The following is a 22,501-nucleotide window of genomic DNA, read 5'->3' on the forward strand; positions in this document are numbered from 1 at the left end:
CGTGCGGCGTATGGCGAAGGTGGCCGCGGTCTGCGCACTCGACGCGCGGTCCACGCAGCGGCCCGTGCAGCTGCTGGTGCTGGCTGCGGCGCTGGTGAGCCAGGTGGAATTCCCGTTCGTCTACGACCGGGTGGCCACCGGCAGCTGGCCGGGAGTGCTGGTTCTGACACTGCGCAACGGGCTGCTGCTGTGCGCGACCGTGTGGTCGGTTGCGCGGCTGTACCGCAGCGTGGGCGAAAACCCGATGAGCGTGCGACACCGACCCGTCGTCCACCTGGCGAAACAGGTGAGCGGACGGGTCCGGAATCGAGCAGCGTCGGTCAGCGACCCGCGGCCGGCGTTGAAGCCAGAGAAACCGTCAGGAGCTGCGGATTCCCCGCTGTCGCGGAGGTGTCACGAGATGGTTGTGGACTGAGTGCGGGGTAACGCCGGGGCGTTACCCGTACCTCGACTATCACTGTGCGCGTAGCGCCGCGGTTGGGCGGGCGCTACGCGTCCTCAGTTCCCCTGCTCCGGCTGCGGATACGAGCCGGGCGCGCTGCCGTCGGAGCGGCTGAACACCGGACGGAAGTCCGCGCCGCCACCACTTGACGCAGCGGTTTCCACCGACGGTTCCAACGGCAGGGCGTCGTGACTGAACAGCCCGGGCGATCGCCCATCTTCCGTACTCATCTCACGAGCCTCCTCTGATCGGCGACGAATGGCGAATCCTGGTCTGTACGCAGGAGCCCGCCCACTCCAACCGTACCTTCACAACGGCGTGACGTATGCGCCGGAGATACCACCGTCCACCAGGAACTGCGACGCGGTGATGAACGAGGAGTCGTCGCTGGCCAGAAATGCGACGGCGGCGGCGATCTCCTCCGGCTCGGCGAAGCGGCCGACGGGGATGTGCACCAGCCGACGCGCGGCCCGTTCGGGATCCTTGGCGAACAACTCCTGCAGCAAGGGGGTGTTCACCGGTCCGGGGCACAACGCGTTGACGCGAATTCCGTTGCGGGCGAACTGCACACCGAGTTCGCGGCTCATCGCGAGCACACCGCCCTTGGATGCGGTGTAGGAGATCTGCGAGGTCGCGGCACCCATGACGGCGACGAAGGACGCGGTGTTGATCACCGAGCCCTTACCCCGCTCGAGCATGTGGTTGATGGCGTACTTGCTGCACAGATACACCGAGGTCAGGTTGACCTCCTGTACCCGGCGCCAGGCGTCGATACCGGTGGTGAGGATCGAATCGTCTTCAGGCGGTGAGATGCCCGCATTGTTGAAGGCGATATCGAGTCCGCCGTAGGTGTCGACGGCGGTCTGGAACAGGGCCTCGACCTGAGCCTCGTCGGTGACGTCGACCTTGACGAACAGTCCGCCGACCTCCTCGGCCGCGGCCTCCCCCGCGACTACGTCGATATCGGCGACGACGACCTTGGCGCCCTCCGCGGCGAACCGGCGGACCGTGGCCAGGCCGATACCGCTGCCGCCACCGGTGACGACGGCGACTCGATCCTGTAAGCGCTGCAACGCATCTCCTACTCGATTGGTTGGTGGCGATCAGTTGGTGGCGATGAAAACGTTCTTGGTCTCGGTAAAGGCCAGTGCCGCATCGGGTCCGAGTTCGCGCCCGAGCCCGGACTGTTTGAATCCGCCGAACGGCGTCCAATACCGCACCGAGGAATGCGAATTCACCGACAGGTTGCCGGCCTCGACACCGCGCGACACCCGCAGCGCCCGGCCGACGTCATTGGTCCAGATGGAGCCGGACAGACCGTATTCGGTGTCATTGGCGATACGCAGAGCGTCGGCCTCGTCCTCGAACGGGACCACCGCGACCACGGGGCCGAACACTTCCTCGGTCAGCACTCGATCAGCGGGCGCGTCGGGCAGCACAACCGTTGGCGGATACCAGAATCCGGGTCCGTCGATCTGGGTACCGGTGAACGCGACCTTGGTCGACGGCTCGATGAACGAGGCGACGCGAGCCCGGTGCGCGGCCGAGATCAGCGGACCCATCTCGGTGGACTCCGCACCCGGGTCACCGACCTGCACGCCGCGCACGGCAGGTTCCAGCAGCTCGAGGAATCGGTCGAATACACTGCGCTGCACCAGAATCCGGGAACGCGCACAGCAGTCCTGCCCGGCATTGTCGAAGACGCCATACGGTGCGGTCGCGGCCGCACGCTCCAGATCGGCATCGGCGAATACGATATTGGCGCTCTTACCGCCCAATTCGAGGGTCACGCGCTTCACCTGCTGCGCGCACCCGGCCATGATCTGCTTACCCACCTCGGTAGAGCCGGTGAATACCACCTTCCGCACGGCGGGATGGGTCACGAACCGTTGCCCGACCACCGAACCCTTACCGGGCAGAACCTGGAAGACATCCGCTGGCAACCCCGCTTCGAGCGCGAGTTCGCCGAGCCGGATCGCGGTCAGCGGGGTCAGTTCGGCGGGTTTGAGCACGACGGTGTTCCCGGCGGCCAGCGCGGGCCCGAAACCCCATGCCGCGATCGGCATCGGGAAGTTCCACGGCACGATCACGCCGACCACGCCGAGCGGTTCGTGGAAGGTGATGTCCACTCCGCCCGCGACCGGAATCTGGTTGCCCAGTAGCCGTTCCGGGATGCCGGCGGCGAAATGCAGCACATCGCGGACATTGCCCGCCTCCCAGCGCGCATTGCCGATGGTGTGCCCGGCGTTGGCGACCTCCAACTGCGCCAACTGCTCGAGATTCGCGTCGACGGCCTCGGCGAACCGGCGCAGCAGCCGGGCCCGGTCGCCGGGTGCGACCTCGCGCCAACTCACGGCCGCGCGCTGCGCCCGTTCGATGGCCGCGTCGGTCTCGGCCGCGCCCACCAGTTCGAGCGTCGCGACGACCTGCTCGGTCGCCGGGTTGACCACCTGCGTTGTCGTCACGGATTCCGTTCCCTTCGATATGTCGCCGCCGCCTCGACCAGTGCCCGCATCAGCCGGATATCGGCCGCGTCCGCCTCCGGATGCCATTGCACACCGACCAGGAACGAGCCGTCCGTCATCTCCGCCGCCTCGATCGTGCCGTCCGGTGTGCGCGCGGTCGCGACCAGGCCTTCGGCCAGGATGGCGATGGCCTGATGATGGTGGCAGTTCGCCTTCACCTCGGGTCCGGTAATGGCGGCGACGCGGCTGCCCGGCACCGTCGACACCCGGGTCGGATAGAAGCCGCCCGGCGTTCCGGAATGGTCGTCATTGCCGAGAAGATCGGGCAGATGCTGGATCAGTGTGCCGCCGAACGCGACATTGACCACCTGCAGGCCACGGCAGATCGCGAGGATCGGCAGACCGGCGGCGCGCGCCAAGGCGAGCAGGGCGAATTCGGACTCGTCGCGATCGGCTTTGAGCGGGCCGAGCGCCGGATCCGGTGGCGCGTCGTAGCGCGCCGGGTCGACATCGGCGCCGCCGGTCAGCACCAGCCCGTCGAGCCGATCGATCAGCTCCGCGCGCGCCACCCCGTTAGGCGGAAGAAGCACCGGGATGCCACCCGCGCGCTCCACCATCCGCACGTAGTTGTGCTGCAGCACCGCGCTCTCCACATCCCAGGTGCCGAACCGGGTCTGCTCCACATACGTCGGCAGGCCGATGATCGGACGGGGTTCGGGTGAAACCTCAGAGCCGCTCGAAACCACGGATTCGCTCCCAATCGGTGACCGCGGCGTCGAAGGCGTCCAGCTCGACCTGTGCCGCATTCCGATAATGGTCCACCACGTCGTCGCCGAACGCTGTCCGTGCCACCTTGCTCTCGCCAAACAATTGCGCCGCTTCCCGCAGCGTACGCGGCACCCGCGGACGCTGAGAGCGGTAGGCGTTCCCGTGGAACTCCGGCTCGAGCGGCAGCCGGTGCTCGATGCCGTGCAGCCCGGCCGCGATGGTCGCGGCCACGGCCAGGTACGGATTCACATCGCCGCCCGGAATCCGGTTCTCGAACCGCAACGACGGGCCCTCCCCCACCACGCGCAGCGCACAGGTCCGGTTGTCGCGTCCCCACGCCAGCGCGGTCGGCGCGAAACTGCCGGACACGAATCGCTTGTAGGAGTTGATATTCGGTGCGAGCAGATAGGTGAACTCGCGCAGGCAATCCAGTTGTCCCGCAAGGAAATGCCGCATCAGCGAGGAGGTGCCGTGCGGACCGTCGCCCGCGAATACCGCCTCCCCCGATTCACCGCGCATGCTCAAGTGAATGTGGCACGAATTGCCTTCGCGCTCATTGTATTTCGCCATGAAACTGAGACTGCGCCCCTCCTGGGCGGCGATCTCCTTGGCGCCGTTCTTGTAGATGCTGTGGTTGTCGCAGGTGATGAGCGCTTCGTCATAGCGGAACGCGATCTCGTGCTGGCCCGGATTACATTCGCCCTTGGCCGACTCGACATACAGGCCGGCACCGGCCATTTCGTTGCGGATGCGCCGCAGCAGCGGCTCGATGCGCGCGGTGCCCAGCATCGAGTAGTCGACGTTGTACTGGTTCGCGGGCCGCAGATCGCGATATCCGGAATTCCACGCGGCCTCGTAACTGTCGTCGAAGACCAGGAATTCCAGTTCGGTCCCGACGAACGCCCGCAACCCGCGCTCGGCCAACCGATCCAGCTGCGCCCGCAAGACCTGCCGCGGCGACACCGTGACCGGCTTGTTCGCCGGATCCACCTGCTCGACATCGCACAGCACCAGCGCGGTGCCCGGCTGCCACGGCACCAGCCGCAAGGTGCTCAGATCCGGCCGCAGCACGAAGTCGCCGTAGCCGGTGTCCCACGAGGACATCGCGTATCCGTCGACCGTCGTCATCTCGACATCGACGGCGAGCAGATAGTTACACGCCTCGGTCGCGTGCGACACTATCTCGTCCAGGAAAAACCTTGCGGCACAACGCTTCCCCTGCAACCGCCCCTGCATATCGGTCATGGCGACCAGCACGGTGTCGATCTCCCCCGCCTCGACCAGCGCCCGCAACCGCACCAATTCCAGCATCCCCGTACGCATCCACGACCCCTCTCGGCATCAACCGTGCCCACGCTAGAGGAAAAGGTCCGCGCATGTGACCCGACACACAAAACCCGATGGTCGGTTGTCCACCTCATATTCGGTGGCCTGCGAACCCAGTGCGTATTCGGCGTCGGTGTTGAATGGCCTGGTGGAGGACGTACCGTTCGACCGATCGCACCACCCGGTGCCGACGCCACCGCGGCGGCGGGCACTGCTGTTCGGCTCGGCGCATCCGGGTTGGCGGTGGGCGGTGGCGGCGCGGTCGGCGATCGCATTCGGGCTGCCCGCGCTGATCGTGCTGGCGGTGGGTCATCAGCAGCAGGCGATGATCGTCGCGCTCGGGGCGTTCGCGGTGCTCTACGGTGAGGGACGCGCATATCGGATGCGTTGGCGGGTAGTGCTGCTCGCGGGTGCGGGGTTCCTGACGGCCGCGGCTATCGGGGCCGTAGTCGGCAGCCACGATCTGGGGCAAGGAATCATCATCGTTGCGGCGCTTTCCGTGGTCGCCCTGGTCGCGAGCTACGTCATGGTCGCAGGCCGAGCCGGGCCGCCCGGCATGTTCTTCTTCGTCCTGGCCTGCGCGGTCGCGATGCGGATGGCATCCGCTGGAGTTTCGGTGCCGGTGATCGTGGGATACACCGCGCTCGGGGTGCTGAGTTCGGTGCTGGTCTCGATGAGTCCGCTGCTGCGCGATGCGCACGCGCCGGAAAAGACCGCGGCGGCAGCGGGTCTGCGAGCCGTCGATGCCTACCTCGAATGCCTGGAACGCGCGCAGCCGTCCGCCGCCGAGCGGCATGTGGCGGGCGCGGCCATGCATACCGCCTGGGCAACCGTCCACGACGCGGGTCTGCCGGCTCGCGCACCGGATTCGGGGATCGTCCAGACGATGCTGACCGCACACCGTCGATTCATCGGAGCGGCCGACGACGAATCCGCACTCGACATACCGGTGCCGATGACGCGGCCGACGATCGCCGAGCGGCTGCGGCGCTCGCTCACGATTCGATCGCATGCGGCGACAACCGCGCTGCGCACGCTGGCCGCCGCCGGGATCGCGGGCGGTCTCAGCGTGCTACTCGACCTGGGCCGACCGGACTGGGCAGTGATCACCGCGGTGCTGGTACTCAATCTGGGGCCGGATCGAATCGTCGGCACCGTGCGCGCGCTGCATCGCGTCGGCGGCACGGTCATCGGGTTGGCGGTGTTCGCGGTCATGCACGCGTTGTCGCCGTCGGGCGTGGTTCTGGTGCTGGTCCTCATGGCGCTGATGTTCCTGACGGATCTGTTCGTGGCCCGCAATTACGGCATCGCCGTCATCTTCATCACGCCGCTGGCATTGCTCATCAGCGGCTCACTGGGCGGGCCGATAGTGGTGCCGATCCGCGATCGGTTGATCGAAACGCTGGTCGGCGCACTGGTCGCGGTGATGGCGATGTGGACGATCGTGCCCCGCGCCCATCGCCACGACCTGCGCTGGAACGAATCGCGAGTGCTGCGGGTGGCGTCGAACCTGCTCGAGACACTGCGCACAAAACCACCCACCGATTCAACCCCCCTGCGCCTGCGCCGAGATCTCCAATTCGAACTCGTCGGCAACCACCTCAGCGGTGTCGCCGCATTCCGCGATGAACCGGCATGGACACAGGAGCGGTGGCCCCGACACGCCGAGATCGGCCGGATCGGTTACGACCTGCTCGCCGAGTGCTGGATGACGCCCGCGAACCAACTGCTCGCCGACCCCGACAGCTGGACCCGACAAATCCAGCGTCTGACCGGCTCCGCGACATCTCGACAGTCGTGAACGCTGACTATTCGATGTCCGTGTCACCGTCGACAACGGTGTCCAAGTGCGCCGCGAGATCCTCGACGAGGCGACCGAGTAGTCGGACGAGTTCGCGCTGGTCGGATTCGGGCCACGCGGACAGTGCTTGACCGAACCAGCCGTTGACGACCTGCAGGTAGCGGCCGACGAGTTTCTCCCCGGACGGGGTGAGTGTGATCAGGCGGACTCGTTGGTCGTCGGGATCCGGAACGCGTTGGACCAGTCGGCGCTGCTCGAGCCCGTTCAACTGCCGGGTGACGTGCGGGCCTGCGACCTGCATGCGGGTCGCGATCTCGCCGACCCGCAGCGGCTGACCGGCCGCCTCGAGGATCACCAGGATCGTCATCGCGGGTCGCTCCACTGTGATTCCGGCCGAGGTGGTCGCCCGCTCGAACAACTGACCGCGACCGAGTGTGGCACTGAGCCGGGTCATGCGCGGCAATAGTCCGAGCAGAGCGTCGTTCTCGCTGGTCATCAGCCCTCCGTTGATAGATACCTAAGTTAGGTATATTATAGCTCCATCCGAATCGACTCGCCGGATTCGGGCGTCGACATAAATAATACCTAAGGTAGGTAAATAGCATGGTGGATCGCTCCAGTTTCACGGAGGTGCTGATCGTCGGTGCCGGTCCGACCGGACTCACGCTGGCCTGCGACCTCTCCCGGCGCGGTATCGACGTCCGCGTGCTCGACCGCCTCGATGGGCCGAGCACGGCCTCGCGGGCCAAGACGATTCAGCCGCGAGCTCTCGAGGTGCTCGATGATCTCGGTGTTATCGACCGAGTCCTGCGGCTGGGTGCGATCCATGTGCCGACCCGGCACTACGACCGTGACCGAGTGTTATCCGAAGCGGTGGAGGCGGCGGTCGGCATGACGGCGCCGGGTGTGCCCTACCCGCCGGTGTGGCTGTCACAACCGTTGCTGGAGGCGATCTTGCGTGATCGGCTGACCGAACTGGGCGGCCGAGTCGAATGGCGGTCAGCCGTAACCGGGTTGGTGCAGAACAGCGACAGCGTCGAGGTGACCGTGCGCGTGACAGACGGCGACGAGCGGGTTCGCGCGCGGTATGTCGTCGGCTGTGACGGTGGCCGCAGTGTCGTCCGGCAACAGATCGGCAGCAGGCTCGAGGGTGACTCCTATGGCGCCCACCGCTGGTGGCTCGGCGATGTGCGCGTCGAGGGTCTCGACCGGCGCTGCCAGCACGTGTGGATGAGCCCGCAGCACGGGATCCTGTCGCTGTTTCCGCTACCGAGCACCGACATCTGGCAGTTCCAGGCCTCCGTCCCCGCCGATGATCCCGAACCCGACCGACCCGCACTCGGACTGTTCCGTCGCATCTTCGCCGAACGCGCCGGTGTGCCGGGAGTGACCCTCGAAGACGCGGGCTGGCTGTCGCTCTACCAGGTCAACGTATGCCTGGCCGACCGGTATCGCGTCGGCAGTGTCTTCCTGGCCGGAGATGCCGCCCACGTGCATTCACCCGCCGGCGGTCAAGGCATGAACACCGGGATCCAGGACGCCTACAACCTGGGGTGGAAACTCGCCGCTGTCCTGGGCGGCGCGGATCCGGACCTGCTGGATACCTACGAACTCGAACGACGACCCGTCGCCCGAGCCGTCCTCGACGACAGCACGACTCGTCTGCATCAGTTCATGCGCGACGCCGCGAACGGTGACGGATCGTCCGCCCAGCGCGGACTCACCGACGACTTCACCACCGGACTCACCATCGGCTACCCCGACAGCCCCCTCACCCGCTCGACACCGGAGCCCGAGCACGCTGGCGTCCGTCCTGGCGATCGCGCTCCTGACGTGGTTTGTCGCGACCCTGTCGGCCACGACATTCGCCTGTTCGACGTGCTGCGGGGTCCGCACTGGACACTGCTGACCTTCGACCGCGGCCAGTCCGCGGCGTTGGATCCGATCGACGACCCACTCGCCGTTCCGCTGCGAACGGTCCGGATCACCACCGACACCGCGGCCAGCGGCGCTGGAGTGCTCATCGATCCCAACGGTCAGGCCCACCAGGTCTATGACATAGACGAGGACACGGCCGTGCTGATTCGCCCGGATGGCTATGTCGCCGCGCGCATCCGTTCTCGACGCGCCGATCCTGTTCTGCGGCTGAATTTCTCGTCTTGACGCGCGGCCGGATACGTCCAGTTCGTCGGAACTGGACCACGACAGCGGCTGGGCCGTGTATCTAGGGTCGGTGGATGGATCCGAAACTCGCTGATGATCTCGCGGACCTACCCGCGCTGCTGGACGAGACCCGGCACGTGGCGCAGCAGGTGCTGGCCGGGCTCGATGCCAGGCCCGTGGCTCGACCATCCGGAGTGACCGACGCCGCCGCGCTCCCGGAGGTCGGTGTCGGACTGCGGGCGGCGCTGCGGGAATTCCAGCAGCGGTGGGAGCCGCGATTCTCGGGTAGCGCGGGCCCGCGTTACCTCGGATTCGTCACCGGCGGAACAACTCCCGCCGCACTGGCGGGCGACTGGCTGACCGGCGTTTTCGACCAGAACACCATCACCACCGGTGATTCGGCGGCCTCGGCGCTCGAGCGAGAGACCGTCGGCTGGCTCGGGCAGTTGTTCGGGCTGACCGAACACACCGGCGCCTTCGTCTCCGGCGCGACCATGTCGAATTTCGTCGGATTGGCAACGGCCCGTGAGTGGTTGGGCGAACATCTGGGGATTTCGGTCGCGGACGCCGGAGTCGGCGCGCTCGGGCCCGTGCACGTGTTATCCGGAGCGCCGCACGCGAGCATCTACAAGGGACTCGCCATGCTCGGCATCGGCCGCAACCAATTACGGCTGGTACCAACGCAATCGGGACGCGAGGCAGTCGACATCCGGCGGCTCACCGACGCCTTGGACGCGCTCGACGGCCATCCGTCGATCGTCGTCGCCAATGCGGGCACCGTGAACACGGTGGACTTCGACGATCTGCGCGCCATCGCGGAACTGAAGCAGCGGTACCCGTTCTGGCTGCACGTCGACGGAGCATTCGGCGCATTCGCCGCACTCGCACCGGAGCACGCCCATCTCGTCGACGGGCTGGCCGCGGCCGATTCGGTCTGCGTCGACCTGCACAAGTGGCTGAATGTGCCCTACGACGCGGCAGTGCAATTCACGCGCCGCCGCGACCTTCAGGTCCAGGTTTTCCAGAACACCGCCGCATACCTCGGCACACCCACTGGCACACCGGATTTCGTCCACCTGGTGCCGGACAGCTCGCGCCGCCTGCGCGCGCTGGCCGCCTGGTTCACCCTGACCGCCTACGGCAAGGCAGGTCATCGGGAGATCGTGGAGCGCAACGTCGCCTCGGCGCGACGACTCGGCGACCGGCTCAGCCTGAGCGGTTCGGTGCAACTACTGGCACCTGTCCGACTCAACGTCGTGTGCTTCACCCTGACCGACCGGCCGACCCCCGAACGGGTCCAGGCACTCACCCGAGCAATCACCGAAAGCGGCGAAACCTTCCTCACACCAACCATTTACAACGGAACGCCAGCCCTACGCGCCGCCTTCAGCAACTGGCGAACCACCGACGCCGACCTGGACCGCATCTACGACGCGATCATCGCGGCCTGCACCGGCCTCGACAGTTAGGCCCTGTTTAAGAAGTGGTTTGAGGTGACTGCGCTGCTGTGCAGTGCAGTCAGCGTGGGGCGGAAAATGTTGTCGTGATGTCTGGGCACCCTTGGATAATCCCGCCTGCCTCATCGATGTGTGGCGATGTGGTCGGCGATCCGGAATTGAAGTCGGTGATTGCAGAAGGGAACGGGGATCACAGCAGTCGAACGTTGACGAGAGGACTGGTGGCGGCGAGGATGGCCACGAGCTGACCAGATTCCGCACGCCCCAGCCACACCGAGTTTTCTCTGCCGCCCGCGGCGGGGAAGGCGATCATGTCCCCGCCGCTAGCCTTGTCGTGGACGCAGGTGAAGCCGTCGGCGAGACGCTCGATTCCGGAGTCGTCGCCATCGTCGAACCAGCAGGCATATTGGTCCGCGAGCGCCTCCCAGGCGGAAGCGTCGGCGAAGCATCCGTCGTCACCATTGTCGATCAGGTAGCCGACGACATCTCCGGACTGCAGCAGCCGCAGATCGTCATTCTCGCAGAGTGCGAGTTCCCAGGTGACCGCAGGTTCGGGGGCGAGCACCAGCCGGACCGCTCTCGAATGAACGTTGGAGCCGCTGCGACCCTGGTACTCCCAGTCCTCGCGGACCATCGCGGCCTGGACCCGGTAGGTCCCCGCAGGGATCCGCTCAGACAGTTCGCGAACCCGACGGTCGGTGTCGGGGTAGTCCCTATCTACATAGGCCATATCGACGATGAGCCTTCCACTGGGAATGCTCACCTCCCCGACGTCGACCGGATCCACGACGGTGACGATCTCCTCATGGCTGGCCACGTCGCCGATGTATGCGATCCGAGCGCCCGGCTGAAAGAGAGCACCGAGCTGACCTGGCAACGCGGGATGAGGAGGCTCCCAGGGGCACGAGGCACCAGCGAGCAACGATGACGATCCCTGCCATTGTGCAGGCATGGGCGCTTCCCGGAAGGTCAAAGGGCCGCTGATCTGGCGGGTGGTGCCGCGAAGCAGCAAGGCGGGCTTACCGAATCGCGGTTTGGAGTACCAGATCTGATCGTCTTTCGACCATCCCTGACCGATGGAGGGGCCCGCGTTCCCTTGCGGTGCGAGCCGGTGCTGACCCGGCCCCTGGGGGTTAGGGTGGTCTATAGAGTCCTGGCCTGCGTCCCAGGCGAATTCGGGCATGTCCGAGGTGGTGTAGTGCCAGTTCTCCATCCGGCGCATGAACAGCCGGTCCGGCTCGACCAATCGCAGGTCGGCGCCGGCTACCCGACGACCCTGCTCGTCGTAGGCCCAGATACCGAAGTAATGATCGTTCCAAGAGACCAGGTGCACCTCGAGGGGATAACGCCGTTGCAGCGTGCCGTACACCACCACATAAGGCCGACCTTTCCGGTCCCGCTCGCTGGCTGAGGTCTCATTCAGCGGGTAGAGCACTGACCTTGTGGCGAAGTCCCAGCCCATTGCATACGACACTTCGACGATTGCCGTTGCCGGATCCGTCAACGTCTGCTCCCTACCTCTGCACGATCACTCCCGAGGACGATCACTCCCGAGGACGCGATCGTAGTGCTCCTCGATCGGGTGGCTTCTCGGCCATGGCGAACCTCGTCGGTGCGCTGGGAAGTGGACTTCGTGCCAGCTGTTCTGACACGAAAGTGCTTGTCGGGCAGGGTGTGTCGTTGGCCGGGAATGAGTGAGGTCTCCGGTAGATGGTTTGTATACAAAGACGAACCTGAGTACCGGAGACCTCGTGATCAGCGTACCGGCAACGAGGCGGGCGGACTTGACCGACGAGCAGTGGGCCGTGATTGCGCCGTTGCTGCCTGTCGGGACGAAGTCCGGTCGCCCGCCGAAGTGGACGAAACGGCAGCTCATCGACGGGATCCGGTGGCAGATTCGGGCCGGGTCGCCGTGGCGTGACGTCCCGGACTGCTACGGGCCGTGGGAGTCGGTGTACGGGCTGTTCCGTCGCTGGCAGCGCGGCGGGGTGTGGGCGGCGATTCTGTCGGCGTTGCAAACCCTGGCCGACGCGCAGGGGCGGATCACCTGGGATGTCAGCGTTGACTCGTCGGTGTCGCGGGCGCATCAGCATGCTGCCGGTGCCCGGAAAAGGGGGATCTGCAGACCGAACCGCCCAGCACCGAGGATGATCCCGAACCCGAGGATCACGCGTTGGGTCGGTCGCGTGGCGGATGGACCACCAAGACGCATCTGGCGTGCGAGCAGGGCCGCAAGCCCCTGTCGGTGGCGATCACCGCCGGTCAGCGGGGCGACAGCCCACAGTTCGAGGTAGTGCTCGCGGAGATCCGGGTGCCGCGTCTCGGCGGCGGTCGGCCGCGGACCCGCCCGAACCGGGTGCTGGCGGACAAGGCGTACAGCTCGCGTGGCAACCGGGCCTACCTGCGGCGGCACGGTATCAAGGCGACCATCCCGATCAAGGCCGACCAAGTGGCCAACCGCCACAAGAAGGGCTCGACCGGTGGACGGCCTCCGACCTTCGACAAACAGGTCTACAAGCAGCGCCATGCCGTGGAATGCGGCATCAACCTACTCAAACAAAACCGCGCCGTGGCAACCAGGTTCGACAAACTCGCCGTCCGATTCAAGGCGACCGTGCAGATCGCCACGATCAACATCTGGCTGCGAGCTTCTTAAACAGGTCCTAGTACTGCGACGACACTCAGGTGAGCGGGTGGCCACGGCGCTGGTAGTGGGACAGGCGGGCTTGGTGTTGCCGGCCCGACCGGCCCGGATCGAAGGGCCACCATATGGTGAGTGACCGAGTACACCAGCCTCCCACTGCTTTCCTCGATATCGACGGGCCGCTGCTACCGATCGGCGAGGAGCCGCGGCCGCGGCCTTCGGCCCCGGATCCCGAGTGGCACTTCGCGCGGCTGAAACGCACGGCCGGACTTCGCCTTTCGGCGCTCCCGTGCGTGCTCGTCTGGGCCACCGGCTGAGGTCTGCGATCTGGTTGATACGCAACACATCCCGCAGTTTCGACAGACTCCACATCGAAAGCGGCCGGCCCAGATCTTGGGGGCAGCACCGAACGATATGACAGATCCGCTCACGTGTGCTCGGATCGGTCTTGCTCGGCCTGCCCTCTTTCCATTTTGGGTCCAAAGCACCGAACCCATGAGCGTTGAAGTCGTGAATCACTTGCCGCACATACGATTCCGACACTGCAACTTCGCGATCAACCCGACCGGCCGCCGCTGCGCCGAGGCCATCATCACCACCACTGCGCGCGCCTCATCCGTACCGGCTGCTTCTTGCGCCGCGCGATCTGGACCAGCTTGCGGCCCTCCTCCGGGGGCACCGCTCTGACGAACGCATCCGGCTTGCGAGCCACCGGCACCACCTCCACCGGCAGCATCACCGGTCACCGGCGCGGGTTCAACCCCGCCACCCGACGATTACCTCATCAACCATCTTGGACGAGGCACTAGTGTGTCGCGTCTGAAATTCGTTGAAGATATTTAGCGAGTGATTCGAGGATCTCCTCCGCGGTTTTGCGCCAGACGAATGGTTTCGGGTCGGCGTTCCATTGCTCGATCCAGGCTGTGATGTCTTTGTCCAGTGCCGCAACGCTTTTGTGGACGCCGCGGCGCAGGAGTTGGTCGGTGAGGAATCCGAACCAGCGTTCGACCTGGTTGAGCCAGGACGAGCCGGTCGGGGTGAAATGCATATGGAAGCGTGGATGTTTGGCCAGCCAGGCGTTGATCGTCGGTGTCTTGTGGGTGGACAAGTTGTCGCAGACCAGGTGCACGTCGAGTTCCTCGGGCACGGCCTTGTTGATCGCGATGAGGAATTTCTTGAACTCGGCCGCGCGGCGGCGGGAGTACAGCTTGGAGATCACGGCTCCGTCGGCGATGTCGAACGCCGCGAACAGGCTGGTCACGCCGTGTCGGACGTAGTCGTGGGAGTATCGCTCGGGCATACCGGGCATCATCGGCAGCACCGGTTGCGAGCGGTCCAGTGCCTGGATCCCCGACTTCTCGTCCACACACAGCACGACCGCCTTTTCCGGCGGATTGTGATACAGCCCGACCACATCGACGACCTTGTCCACGAACAACGGATCGGTCGAGAGTTCGAACCCGTCGGCCACATGCGGTTTCAGCTCGAACTTGCTCCAGATTCGTCCAATCGTCGACGGCGACAAGCCACTTCGTTTGGCCATCGAGGTCCGCGACCAATGCGTCGCGCCTGTCGGCTTCTGTTCCAGGGTCATCGTGACCACTTCTTCGACCTTGTCCAGCAGGATCGACGGGGGCCGTCCAGGACGCGGCTCGTCGGACAGCCCCTCGAGACGTTTCTGCGCGAAACGCCTCCGCCACTTACCCACAGTCTGGGTTGTGATACCCAACTCAGCTGCCACATCCTGATTGGAATTTCCTGCCGCACAACCTAATACGATCCGGCAGCGTTGCGCGAGCGCCTGCGACGACTTCGCTCGACGCGCCCACCGCTGCAACGTCTCACGCTCATCGCCGGTCAACACGATCTCGGCCACCGGCCGCCCACCGCGATCACGATCGCCCAGTCCTTCCAGACCCTCGGCAGCGAACTGCCCGCGCCACCTCGCCGCCGACCCCACCGAGACACCGACAAGCCGCGCGGCACCCGCATTCGACATACCCTCAGCACAGGCCAGCACGATCCGAGCTCGTTGCGCCTCACGCCGATCCGGCGATTGCGCCATGCGCGCCAGCTCCACACGCTCAGCGTCGGACACAACGATCTCAACAGCAGAAGGCCCACGATGCGACACAGAAACAGGCTAACAACTTAGGGAATGCATTTCAGACGCGACACACTAGCTCACACCTGACAGGGATGCTTCGATGGCCGAGAAGATGCCGGAATCGACTTTTTTCTGCCAGTCCGGGAGCTGTTCCCAGTCGGCCACATAGGACGGCTTGGGGTCGGGGATGTGCTTGTGGATCTGTCCGATCCAGCACAGGGCTACCCATCGCCCCTTCTGCTCGGGGCTTAGTTTGCTGGCGTTTCCGTTGGTGATCGAGATGAACTGTGCCACTTGGTCATACACCGCGATCGCGGCGCCTTGCTCCCACGCTGGCATGTCCTCCCACTCGGCGACATAGCCGGGTTTCGGCTCTTCGGGGTAGTACTTGCGGACACCGTCGATCCAGGCGCGGCGAAAGATCCGGCCGCGGTCAGCGTCGTCGGGCACTGGTTCTCCTCATGGTAGTGGTCGGTGACGGTAGAGCTGAGATTTGATTGTCGAGGTGGCGAACATGCTTCAGCAACTAGCGAACCACCGACGCCGACCTGGACCGCATCTACGACGCGATCATCGCGGCCTGCACTAGCCTCGACAATTAGCCGATGTGCCAGGCCCACGGTGGACTGTCGCTAATGTAAGTCATTCGTTGAGCCATTGCTCAATCTTTTCAAGTTCCACGGCCGAATAGCTTGGCGCGCAGTCTTCACCATCGAGCAGCGTCCAGTCATACGGTGATGTGGAGCTACGCACCAGCCGGTATCCCGCCCGCCTGGCCCGCACGGTGAGTGCCTGAATTCGCGCCGACATCGGGTCGATCGGCACCGGCCGTAGCCGTCTGTCGTTCACTGAACGAATCCGCCCTCGTGAAGGTCTCGGGGGCGGAAAAACCTCCGCCCAATACTCATGTCGAATCGCATCCCATAGCCCCGAAAGGTTGGGGAACAGCTCGCGCATCTGCGCCAGGTCCGGAGCAGAAGCGGGAGTGAAAGAAGCCAAAGGCTTCGAGTCAGACCCGTTGCATACCAGCATTATTCGAATACGGTGGTGGTCAATCCGCCACTCGGCCAGCCAGCCATCCACCTCGGTGCGATACTCATCCATCCCCGCCGCCCCGAATCTCTAGCTTCTCAGCGCGTCATCTGAGCCGTGCACCGATGACGCCAACTCCGCGAGCTTGTCCAGCACTTCACGTAACGTCCCGAGCGTCGGTCCGCCGGACGGTGGTGCGCCGATCTGTGATGGCGCAGGGTAATCGATACCTCTCGCCGCAGCGCGTTCGCGAGGGCTGGAAGTTTGCGGCGCGAGTCGGCCAGCATCTACCAACGTGTGATATGCCGCCGATTTCCACACACAGCGATTCACCCGGCAGTCACGGTGCCTGCGCATCTGCTCGTGCGCCAATTCGACATCGGCGCACCCGCACACCTCCGGCGGTGTCACGATCATGTTCTCGCGCATCACGCCGCCCCCGGTTCGGCGGGGGTCAGCTTCGTGGCACGCGTCCACGTGGTTGCGGGGCATACAGTTTCGAGGTCGAAGTCCTCACATATCCGTGCCGGTTGGTTGTCGACATGGGCCAGGTCGTAGACGACGATTGCCACCACATCGAGCCCGGCCGCTATACCGAGGGCATACCCGATGGGGTCGGGAAGGTCATGCGGGGGCCGCACTGTGTACACGTGCTGGTACCCCAGCGCGCGGGCATGCCGGACGACCGCGACCGCATGGCGCGGCGCGTGCGGCCCCGACACATCACCACGTACGAAACCGACAGATTTCGGCAGACCGTCGCTGCCACCGGTAGACAATGCCGTATCCGGTTCTGCTACTTGCACATTCGTCATCACTGCGAACCTTCGGTCGATGTAGTGGCTGGTTCGAAGCGTTGACGTCCGGTCCGATCGCTGGTCGTCAACGCCTGATCGGACGTTGCGTCGCCTAGTTTTTCGGTGACGAAGTCGAGGGCCAGCGCAAGTGCCGTGTCATGCCCGTCGGCAGCCAGTGGTAGCCACGGCAGCGCCAGTTCACGCAAGACCGCCTCGACGTGATGGTCTGCGAGAGTTCGGAACTGGTGGTTGCCGTCTCTGACCTTGTTGGTTCCCAGTGGGATGTGCGGGTCGAGTTGAGTCCGGAAGATCAGGTTGTAGCAGTCACTGTGGGAACGGGCCAGCGTCTCCAGATACGCCGATCCATCGGGGTCGGCCGTCTCGCCCCGATACTCCACGGCCGCGCGGTAGTAGCCGAGAGCATCGGGTACGGCGCGGTCTACCAAGACGACATCGGCGTGCAGCCATGCTTCGAGTTCGTTGCTGATTCCGCGCGTGATGATCCACAGCGTGGATACCCATGTGTGGTTCCACAGGATAGGCAGACCCATCCGTTGTGCCTGTTCGCCGAGGTCGGCCACCGTGGCGACTTCGAGGCCGGACCTGCGCAGTTCGTGGGCCAGCCGCGCGAGGAACGTACTCTTGCCGGTGGAATGGGTGCCGACTACCGCGATGGTGACCGGCCGCTCGATAATGCTCACCACAACCCACCTCCCGGTTCCGGGCTCGGACGGAACTCGGACAGGGCCGCCGCCGCAACCACGCCTGACCAGTCCAAACCACCGTCCTCGATCAGCGCGCACAACAATTGCCAAGCGGCCCATGTGTCGTACCTGGCGCGGTGGTAACACTGTCCGGCCGCGGCGATATCCAACTGTCCCCGCTCGATGAGCTTGTCCAGCGAATACGACTCCAAGCCCTGCCATACCGACTTCGCGAGCCGCAATGTGTCCAAGATGAGCGGCGGATTCCAGTCGGGAAGGTGGACCGCGAGAACCCGTCGTTCGACGACGGCGTTGTGGGCAATCAGCACGCGCCCGAACAACACCGAATCGATTTCTTCAGCGACTTCGTGCCACTGCGGGCAGTCCGCAAGATCGACATTGGTGATGCCGTGCACCTTGCGCGTCACGATCGGCGTTACCGGCTGATGCGGCTTGATCAGCCACGACCGCAATGCCTCGGCAGAAATCGGCCCATCGACCGGCAGCGCCGCAATCTCGATGATTTCCGGAGGATTTTGTCCGTTGCCCTCCACATCGACGACGACCAACTGTTGGTCGCGCAGGGCATTCGGGAAAGGCGGCGGCGTCATCGTGTCTCCCTGGTAGTGGGCCAGCCGAGATCGGCACGGCCGTGGCGCTGGGGTTGGTGCGGTTTGTCGATGTCATGGACCTGGTAACCGTGGCCATGCTGCATGTAGTAGCGGCGTTGCTCGTCCAGACCGGCCACGATGACAGCACGGTCGTTGACCTCAATCAGCCTGCCGCCCAGCTCGTCGGTGAGATCGGCGACATGCCGTTCGTCGGGCCGCCGCCACGCCTGCTCGCACCGCCCGAGCTGAGCCGATGGACAGATATCGCATAGTTCGCGGATGCCGTAGTGGCCGTTGTAGTCCGCGACTGTGTGGGCGTAGGCAACAGCACAGCTGGTCTTACGAAACAATGGCGAACCCGACCGATTCATCTTGGCAGCGTCGAGGATTCGCCGCTCCAGCGCTTCGGGGAATACTTTGCGCCTAACGCCCTGCGCGTATGGTTCCGGCAAGCCGTTAGCGCGGTAGTAGTCGCGGATCTGATCCTTGAAGAACAGACCGGTGAACACCGTCGCATGGGAATGTTGGCTCAGCTCGAGCCCCCGCCGCAAGTGGGTCATCGAGTCGTTGAGGCCCGGCACTATTGGCCGCCAATACAGCACCACGCGATACCGGCCCGCGTGCTCGAACGCGGTCTCGAGCGAGCGGGCCGCGATGGTGGAGTCGACCGGTTCGATGCGCGGGTCGTCAATCCCTGAATGCGTCACCAGTAGAGTGACTTTCAGATTTGTGATCGAGTTCAGTACCGCGCAGTCGTCAGGCTCGACCCGCCACCGAGTGATCACCAGGACATGGTTGGTCAGGCCACGCTCATCGAGCAGCTTCAGCATCTGGAAGGTGTGCGGCTTGACCTTCGGCAACATCGGGTCGGTAGCTCGGTTGAGGAGCTGAATCGGTGTGACATGCGGGCGGAAGTAACGATGCCCGGTCAGCAACTCAGCTGCTTCCACATCGCTCATCAGCGCCCGCGGCACCTTCATCTCGAAGTTGTCGAACAAGTGCCGCACGCAGTACCCGCAATCCAGCGGGCACCCGACGATCCAGTTCAAGCTCAGCCCGGACTTTCGGTACTCGATCACATCCAGCAGTTCCGGCCGCAACTTCCCACGTTGCGCCGCATCCAACAGTTGAACACCTTGTAGGCCAGTCGTTGACATTGCCTCGGTCTCCCCTCGGTTCGGGGGCAGGTCTCGCGTTTTGCCCACTTCGAGGTAACCGCCGCAGCCCGCGGACCCGGAAGGTGGCAAGTCGCGGGAAAGACCGCTTGCCACACCTGTGCGATAGGTAAGAATGAGCACATGTGCAGGGGGTTTCGCCGATGAACGGCCCAGTCATCGAACCTGAACGGCAACCAGCGACTGTCGCCGATCGGTTGGCGCGGGAAATCAAACGGCTCAGGCTCGAATCCGGGCTGAGCCAGCGCATACTGGCCACCAAGATCGGCTACTCACGACAGTACGTCTCGATGGCCGAGTGGGAAGACGCCAACCTCCCCTCGCAGGAGCTTGTATCCGCCATCGACGCCGCACTCGGAGCAAACGGCGCACTGACCGCTCTTCGTGCCCGTGCAAAGACAGATCAGCAGAGCACACGCACTGTGGTGAATCCGGATCACCCGCTGCGCGGAACGATCACAGCCACTACCAAAGACACCGCACCGAAAGAGGATTGCTCACCGACGCATCACAGCCAGGGGACAACTGACGAACTGATCAATGTATTGGGCCGTATCCATAAATTGAATAGGTCGATCGATCCCGATATTATCGAGCATCTGGCAGACAGTACGCGCCTCACCATAGAGCAATACGAGACAATCGACAGTTCCAGCCTCGTTGGCGGACTCGTAAAGCAGCGCGCATGGATAGACGAACTTCTAGACGAGTGCAGTCGTCCGCAACAACGTCAGCAGTTGTTCGAAATAGCAGGACAAACTTCGGGTTTGCTCGGATTCATTACAGCTAGTCTCGGAAATTTCCCATTGTCCCGCGCCTACTGTCTCGAGGCATTTCAGCTCGGAGATTTCGTGGATGACATGAATCTCCAGGCGTGGGCGCGTGGTCTACAAAGCTTTTGCGAGTACTATGCCGGACGATATGATGAAGCCCTCCGCTACGCACAAGATGGACTCAACTACGCGAAATCCGGACCACAAAGCGTACGCCTCACAATAAATGGCGCAGCAAGAGCACTCGGAAAGCTCGGGGATACCAATGGAGTCCGGCGCGCCGTGGACGAATCCTATGCACTCATGGAGCAAAATAACGCACCGAACGGAGCTCCCTCCAGCATTTCGCTTGGATGTTACAGTGCAGCACAGGTGGCAGGAAACGCGGCGACTGCATATTTGTCGCTTGCAATGCCGGACAGAGTCGAGGAATACGTAAATCGCGCGCTTCCCGAGATGAGTGCATCTGATTCTCCATGGGGGCGGTCCCTCGTGATAATCGATATGGCGCGCTCGCAGATTCTCTCAGAACAAGCCGATCTGGAGCACGCCACAGCACTCATGGTCGATGCACTCGACATCTCGAGCGGCAATCCGATGATCCCGGTTCGACGTCGAGCCGCGGAGTTCGCCCAGGATCTTGCTGCCCGATGGGGAAGTTCACCACAACTAGGCGTCGTTCGCGACGCGCTTGCGAGTCTGAGGGGTACTGATGGGCAGTCTTGACAGGTCGACATCGTACGGGTGCCTCCCGGACGCACAAATATTTCTACGGAATCACTGGACACGTCCGCTCGGCCCACGAGGGTACTACTGGTTCCTAACATTCGAAGACTCACCGCAGTTGCACTCGCTCGTGGAGAAATGTCAGACTTCAATCGACTTTCCATACTACGACCTGACACCGCTGGAAAGTTTACATCTCACACTCGATCGAATTGCTTACAACGAGAAAATTACTCAGGACCGACTCGACTCCATCGAAGCGGCCGCAAGACATGCCTGCCGAAACATAGCGCGATTCGATATTACCGTTGACCACCTGAGTTGCTTTCGGAGCGCCATCGCATTGAATATTTCGTCAGACCAGCTGGTGCGCGATCTGCGTGGCGCACTTCGCTCGGCGACATTATCTGTGGAACCTGATGCTCAAATACAAACGTCCGAATCAAATCCGCATATCACCATCTCCTACTCCAACTCCGATGGAATCGCCGTGACCGAGGCGGATGCGGCGGTTGCCGAGTTGAACGCAACTATCCGCGCGGTAAACGTGAGGGTTACAGAAGCGGTGATAGTCTTGCTCGAACGGCGGCAGAACTCGTATTCGTGGAAGGTTATTTCGCGGATTCCGCTCGTCGGAATAGCTCGTACATCCGCCGATGCGTCCGACGAAGAGGGCAGTAACGACATTGGTCCAGAATCCAGCTGATCGATTTGCAACTCCGCGTCTCGCTGCCGGTGCGCTCTTCGTCCAGGACGAGAGCGTGTTGTTGGTGCGAAAGACCTACGGTAACCGATGGGATATTCCTGGCGGCTATGTGGATCGGGGCGAATCTCCGGCCTCCGCGTGCGAACGTGAAGTACAAGAGGAACTGGGATTGAACAGGGAAACCCGGCGTCTCCTGGTTCACGATTGGGCACCGAATAACGGGGAAGGGGACAAGATACTCTACGTGTTCGACTGTGGTGAACTCGCTGAGGACGAGCACAGGATTCGACTCGATGGGGTCGAAATAGACGGAACCGAATGGGTCGCGGTCGGCGACTTGGGAGAATTCGTGATTCCCCGGCTCGAATATCGCCTCACCCAGGCATACCACGCTTACATATCCGGCGTGACCTTATATCTCGAACATGGCCGGTTGCGGTTCTGACGCCGTGCACGAAGCCCAGCCCAGCCGAGCCCACGGCGATTCGAATCGGCTTCTGTAGCTCGATCACGGTCAGACCTCGACACGAGCACGGTTCAGGTTGGCGTGCCCGTCCGAACCGGGGCAATGGAGGTGGCGGTAGCAGGAGTCGTTGAGGGGGAAATGTTTGTTGCCCACCACTTTTCGAGGTGAGCGCTCGGGCGGGTGGCTACTGCTTCGCTGTGATAGTTGACGTAGTAGGTGTTGGAGTTCTCGCACTCCTTGCTCAGGAATAGTGTTCGGCTCGAATGGAAAGACCACCCCCTATCGCCCCCTATCGGCGGTCATGCACGACGGCTACAACTCCCCCGCAGCATCGTGTG

23 protein-coding genes and 1 pseudogene are annotated in these 22,501 nt (G+C 63.9%); 8 read left to right on the top strand and 16 right to left on the bottom strand.

What is annotated here, in order from left to right; all coding sequences use genetic code 11:
- Window positions 1-64 precede the first annotated feature (64 nt).
- Entirely contained in the window at window positions 65-415 is a 351-nt protein-coding gene (locus OG874_RS25645; RefSeq protein WP_330249687.1) for a hypothetical protein, read from the top strand.
- Between the two features lie 83 nt (window positions 416-498).
- On the opposite strand, the gene OG874_RS25650 is transcribed toward OG874_RS25645, so the two are convergent.
- The 5 genes from OG874_RS25650 to OG874_RS25670 all read right to left on the bottom strand — a co-directional run bounded on the left by OG874_RS25650 (window position 499) and on the right by OG874_RS25670 (window position 4,998).
- Window positions 499-672: a hypothetical protein gene (locus tag OG874_RS25650; RefSeq protein ID WP_330249688.1), complete on the bottom strand. Its 174-nt coding sequence runs from the start codon at window positions 670-672 to the stop codon at window positions 499-501.
- A 78-nt stretch (window positions 673-750) separates the two neighbouring features.
- Window positions 751-1,515 carry a 3-oxoacyl-ACP reductase gene (locus OG874_RS25655; RefSeq protein ID WP_330249689.1) on the bottom strand — a complete coding sequence of 255 codons (765 nt, stop codon included), beginning with the start codon at window positions 1,513-1,515 and terminating at the stop codon, window positions 751-753.
- Window positions 1,516-1,545: 30 nt separating this feature from the next.
- Window positions 1,546-2,907: an aldehyde dehydrogenase family protein gene (locus tag OG874_RS25660; protein WP_330249690.1), complete on the bottom strand. Its 1,362-nt coding sequence runs from the start codon at window positions 2,905-2,907 to the stop codon at window positions 1,546-1,548.
- Entirely contained in the window at window positions 2,904-3,653 is a 750-nt protein-coding gene (locus OG874_RS25665) for a gamma-glutamyl-gamma-aminobutyrate hydrolase family protein (RefSeq protein WP_330249691.1), read from the bottom strand. The genes OG874_RS25660 and OG874_RS25665 overlap by 4 nt, the downstream gene beginning before the upstream one ends.
- The gene (locus tag OG874_RS25670) at window positions 3,634-4,998 is read right to left on the bottom strand and encodes a glutamine synthetase family protein (protein ID WP_330249692.1); all 1,365 of its coding nucleotides are present in this window, start codon (window positions 4,996-4,998) and stop codon (window positions 3,634-3,636) included. Before OG874_RS25670 ends, OG874_RS25665 begins: the two co-directional genes overlap by 20 nt.
- Window positions 4,999-5,053: 55 nt before the next feature.
- Between OG874_RS25670 and OG874_RS25675 the strand changes: the two genes are divergently transcribed.
- A complete protein-coding gene (locus tag OG874_RS25675; protein WP_330249693.1) occupies window positions 5,054-6,802 on the top strand; it encodes an FUSC family protein in 1,749 nt (582 codons plus the stop codon).
- 7 nt (window positions 6,803-6,809) lie between these two features.
- Here the strand turns inward: OG874_RS25675 and OG874_RS25680 are convergent, their stop codons facing one another.
- A complete protein-coding gene (locus OG874_RS25680; protein ID WP_330249694.1) occupies window positions 6,810-7,298 on the bottom strand; it encodes a MarR family winged helix-turn-helix transcriptional regulator in 489 nt (162 codons plus the stop codon).
- Window positions 7,299-7,405: 107 nt separating this feature from the next.
- On the opposite strand from OG874_RS25680, the gene OG874_RS25685 reads away from it, so the two are divergent.
- Complete coding sequence (locus tag OG874_RS25685; protein ID WP_330249695.1) at window positions 7,406-8,965, top strand: FAD-dependent oxidoreductase; 1,560 nt, start codon at window positions 7,406-7,408, stop codon at window positions 8,963-8,965.
- A gap of 74 nt (window positions 8,966-9,039) precedes the next feature.
- On the top strand, window positions 9,040-10,434 hold the full coding sequence (locus OG874_RS25690) for a pyridoxal phosphate-dependent decarboxylase family protein (protein ID WP_330249696.1): 1,395 nt from the start codon (window positions 9,040-9,042) through the stop codon (window positions 10,432-10,434).
- 178 nt (window positions 10,435-10,612) lie between these two features.
- Here the strand turns inward: OG874_RS25690 and OG874_RS25695 are convergent, their stop codons facing one another.
- Complete coding sequence (locus OG874_RS25695) at window positions 10,613-11,926, bottom strand: DUF4241 domain-containing protein (RefSeq protein ID WP_330249697.1); 1,314 nt, start codon at window positions 11,924-11,926, stop codon at window positions 10,613-10,615.
- A gap of 250 nt (window positions 11,927-12,176) precedes the next feature.
- Here OG874_RS25695 and OG874_RS25700 point away from each other — a divergent pair.
- Window positions 12,177-13,078, top strand: a pseudogene (locus OG874_RS25700) (IS5 family transposase).
- Here OG874_RS25700 and OG874_RS44850 read toward each other — a convergent pair.
- From OG874_RS44850 to OG874_RS25740, 9 genes are all read right to left on the bottom strand, one after another.
- On the bottom strand, window positions 12,971-13,609 hold the full coding sequence (locus tag OG874_RS44850) for a helix-turn-helix domain-containing protein (protein WP_442943102.1): 639 nt from the start codon (window positions 13,607-13,609) through the stop codon (window positions 12,971-12,973). The pseudogene OG874_RS25700 and the gene OG874_RS44850 sit on opposite strands and share 108 nt — an antisense overlap.
- Window positions 13,610-13,658: 49 nt before the next feature.
- Window positions 13,659-13,802: a hypothetical protein gene (locus OG874_RS25705; protein ID WP_330249698.1), complete on the bottom strand. Its 144-nt coding sequence runs from the start codon at window positions 13,800-13,802 to the stop codon at window positions 13,659-13,661.
- 69 nt (window positions 13,803-13,871) lie between these two features.
- Entirely contained in the window at window positions 13,872-15,164 is a 1,293-nt protein-coding gene (locus tag OG874_RS25710) for an IS630 family transposase (RefSeq protein ID WP_330249699.1), read from the bottom strand.
- 81 nt (window positions 15,165-15,245) lie between these two features.
- Complete coding sequence (locus tag OG874_RS25715; RefSeq protein WP_330249700.1) at window positions 15,246-15,623, bottom strand: hypothetical protein; 378 nt, start codon at window positions 15,621-15,623, stop codon at window positions 15,246-15,248.
- A 192-nt stretch (window positions 15,624-15,815) separates the two neighbouring features.
- The gene (locus tag OG874_RS25720; RefSeq protein WP_330249701.1) at window positions 15,816-16,277 is read right to left on the bottom strand and encodes a hypothetical protein; all 462 of its coding nucleotides are present in this window, start codon (window positions 16,275-16,277) and stop codon (window positions 15,816-15,818) included.
- A 356-nt stretch (window positions 16,278-16,633) separates the two neighbouring features.
- A complete protein-coding gene (locus tag OG874_RS25725; RefSeq protein WP_330249702.1) occupies window positions 16,634-17,020 on the bottom strand; it encodes a hypothetical protein in 387 nt (128 codons plus the stop codon).
- Window positions 17,020-17,703, bottom strand: a complete 684-nt coding sequence (locus OG874_RS25730; protein WP_330249703.1) for an AAA family ATPase — start codon at window positions 17,701-17,703, stop codon at window positions 17,020-17,022. The genes OG874_RS25725 and OG874_RS25730 overlap by 1 nt, the downstream gene beginning before the upstream one ends.
- Entirely contained in the window at window positions 17,700-18,317 is a 618-nt protein-coding gene (locus OG874_RS25735) for a 3'-5' exonuclease (RefSeq protein WP_330249704.1), read from the bottom strand. Before OG874_RS25735 ends, OG874_RS25730 begins: the two co-directional genes overlap by 4 nt.
- Window positions 18,314-19,474, bottom strand: a complete 1,161-nt coding sequence (locus tag OG874_RS25740) for a radical SAM protein (protein ID WP_330249705.1) — start codon at window positions 19,472-19,474, stop codon at window positions 18,314-18,316. The genes OG874_RS25735 and OG874_RS25740 overlap by 4 nt, the downstream gene beginning before the upstream one ends.
- A 161-nt stretch (window positions 19,475-19,635) precedes the next feature.
- Between OG874_RS25740 and OG874_RS25745 the strand changes: the two genes are divergently transcribed.
- The 3 genes from OG874_RS25745 (at window position 19,636) to OG874_RS25755 (ending at window position 22,142) form a co-directional block, all read left to right on the top strand.
- On the top strand, window positions 19,636-20,991 hold the full coding sequence (locus OG874_RS25745; protein WP_330249706.1) for a helix-turn-helix transcriptional regulator: 1,356 nt from the start codon (window positions 19,636-19,638) through the stop codon (window positions 20,989-20,991).
- Between the two features lie 118 nt (window positions 20,992-21,109).
- Entirely contained in the window at window positions 21,110-21,697 is a 588-nt protein-coding gene (locus tag OG874_RS25750) for a 2'-5' RNA ligase family protein (protein WP_330249707.1), read from the top strand.
- Window positions 21,648-22,142, top strand: coding sequence for an NUDIX hydrolase (locus tag OG874_RS25755; protein WP_330249708.1), 495 nt, complete (start codon window positions 21,648-21,650; stop codon window positions 22,140-22,142). The genes OG874_RS25750 and OG874_RS25755 overlap by 50 nt, the downstream gene beginning before the upstream one ends.
- Window positions 22,143-22,501: the final 359 nt, after the last annotated feature.

It is taken from the genome of Nocardia sp. NBC_00565 (genome assembly GCF_036345915.1).
GTDB lineage: Bacteria > Actinomycetota > Actinomycetes > Mycobacteriales > Mycobacteriaceae > Nocardia.

What these genes read in the sequence shown, in the direction of transcription:
- OG874_RS25725 (WP_330249702.1), bottom strand. Translation starts at nt 17,020, where the DNA reads ATGACGAATGTGCAAGTAGCAGAACCGGATACGGCATTGTCTACCGGT.
- OG874_RS25740 (WP_330249705.1), bottom strand. Translation starts at nt 19,474, where the DNA reads ATGTCAACGACTGGCCTACAAGGTGTTCAACTGTTGGATGCGGCGCAA.
- OG874_RS25680 (WP_330249694.1), bottom strand. Translation starts at nt 7,298, where the DNA reads ATGACCAGCGAGAACGACGCTCTGCTCGGACTATTGCCGCGCATGACC.
- OG874_RS25745 (WP_330249706.1), top strand. Translation starts at nt 19,636, where the DNA reads ATGAACGGCCCAGTCATCGAACCTGAACGGCAACCAGCGACTGTCGCC.
- OG874_RS25755 (WP_330249708.1), top strand. Translation starts at nt 21,648, where the DNA reads ATGCGTCCGACGAAGAGGGCAGTAACGACATTGGTCCAGAATCCAGCT.
- OG874_RS25720 (WP_330249701.1), bottom strand. Translation starts at nt 16,277, where the DNA reads ATGGATGAGTATCGCACCGAGGTGGATGGCTGGCTGGCCGAGTGGCGG.
- OG874_RS25690 (WP_330249696.1), top strand. Translation starts at nt 9,040, where the DNA reads ATGGATCCGAAACTCGCTGATGATCTCGCGGACCTACCCGCGCTGCTG.
- OG874_RS25650 (WP_330249688.1), bottom strand. Translation starts at nt 672, where the DNA reads ATGAGTACGGAAGATGGGCGATCGCCCGGGCTGTTCAGTCACGACGCC.
- OG874_RS25735 (WP_330249704.1), bottom strand. Translation starts at nt 18,317, where the DNA reads ATGACGCCGCCGCCTTTCCCGAATGCCCTGCGCGACCAACAGTTGGTC.
- OG874_RS25670 (WP_330249692.1), bottom strand. Translation starts at nt 4,998, where the DNA reads ATGCGTACGGGGATGCTGGAATTGGTGCGGTTGCGGGCGCTGGTCGAG.
- OG874_RS25705 (WP_330249698.1), bottom strand. Translation starts at nt 13,802, where the DNA reads ATGCTGCCGGTGGAGGTGGTGCCGGTGGCTCGCAAGCCGGATGCGTTC.
- OG874_RS25685 (WP_330249695.1), top strand. Translation starts at nt 7,406, where the DNA reads ATGGTGGATCGCTCCAGTTTCACGGAGGTGCTGATCGTCGGTGCCGGT.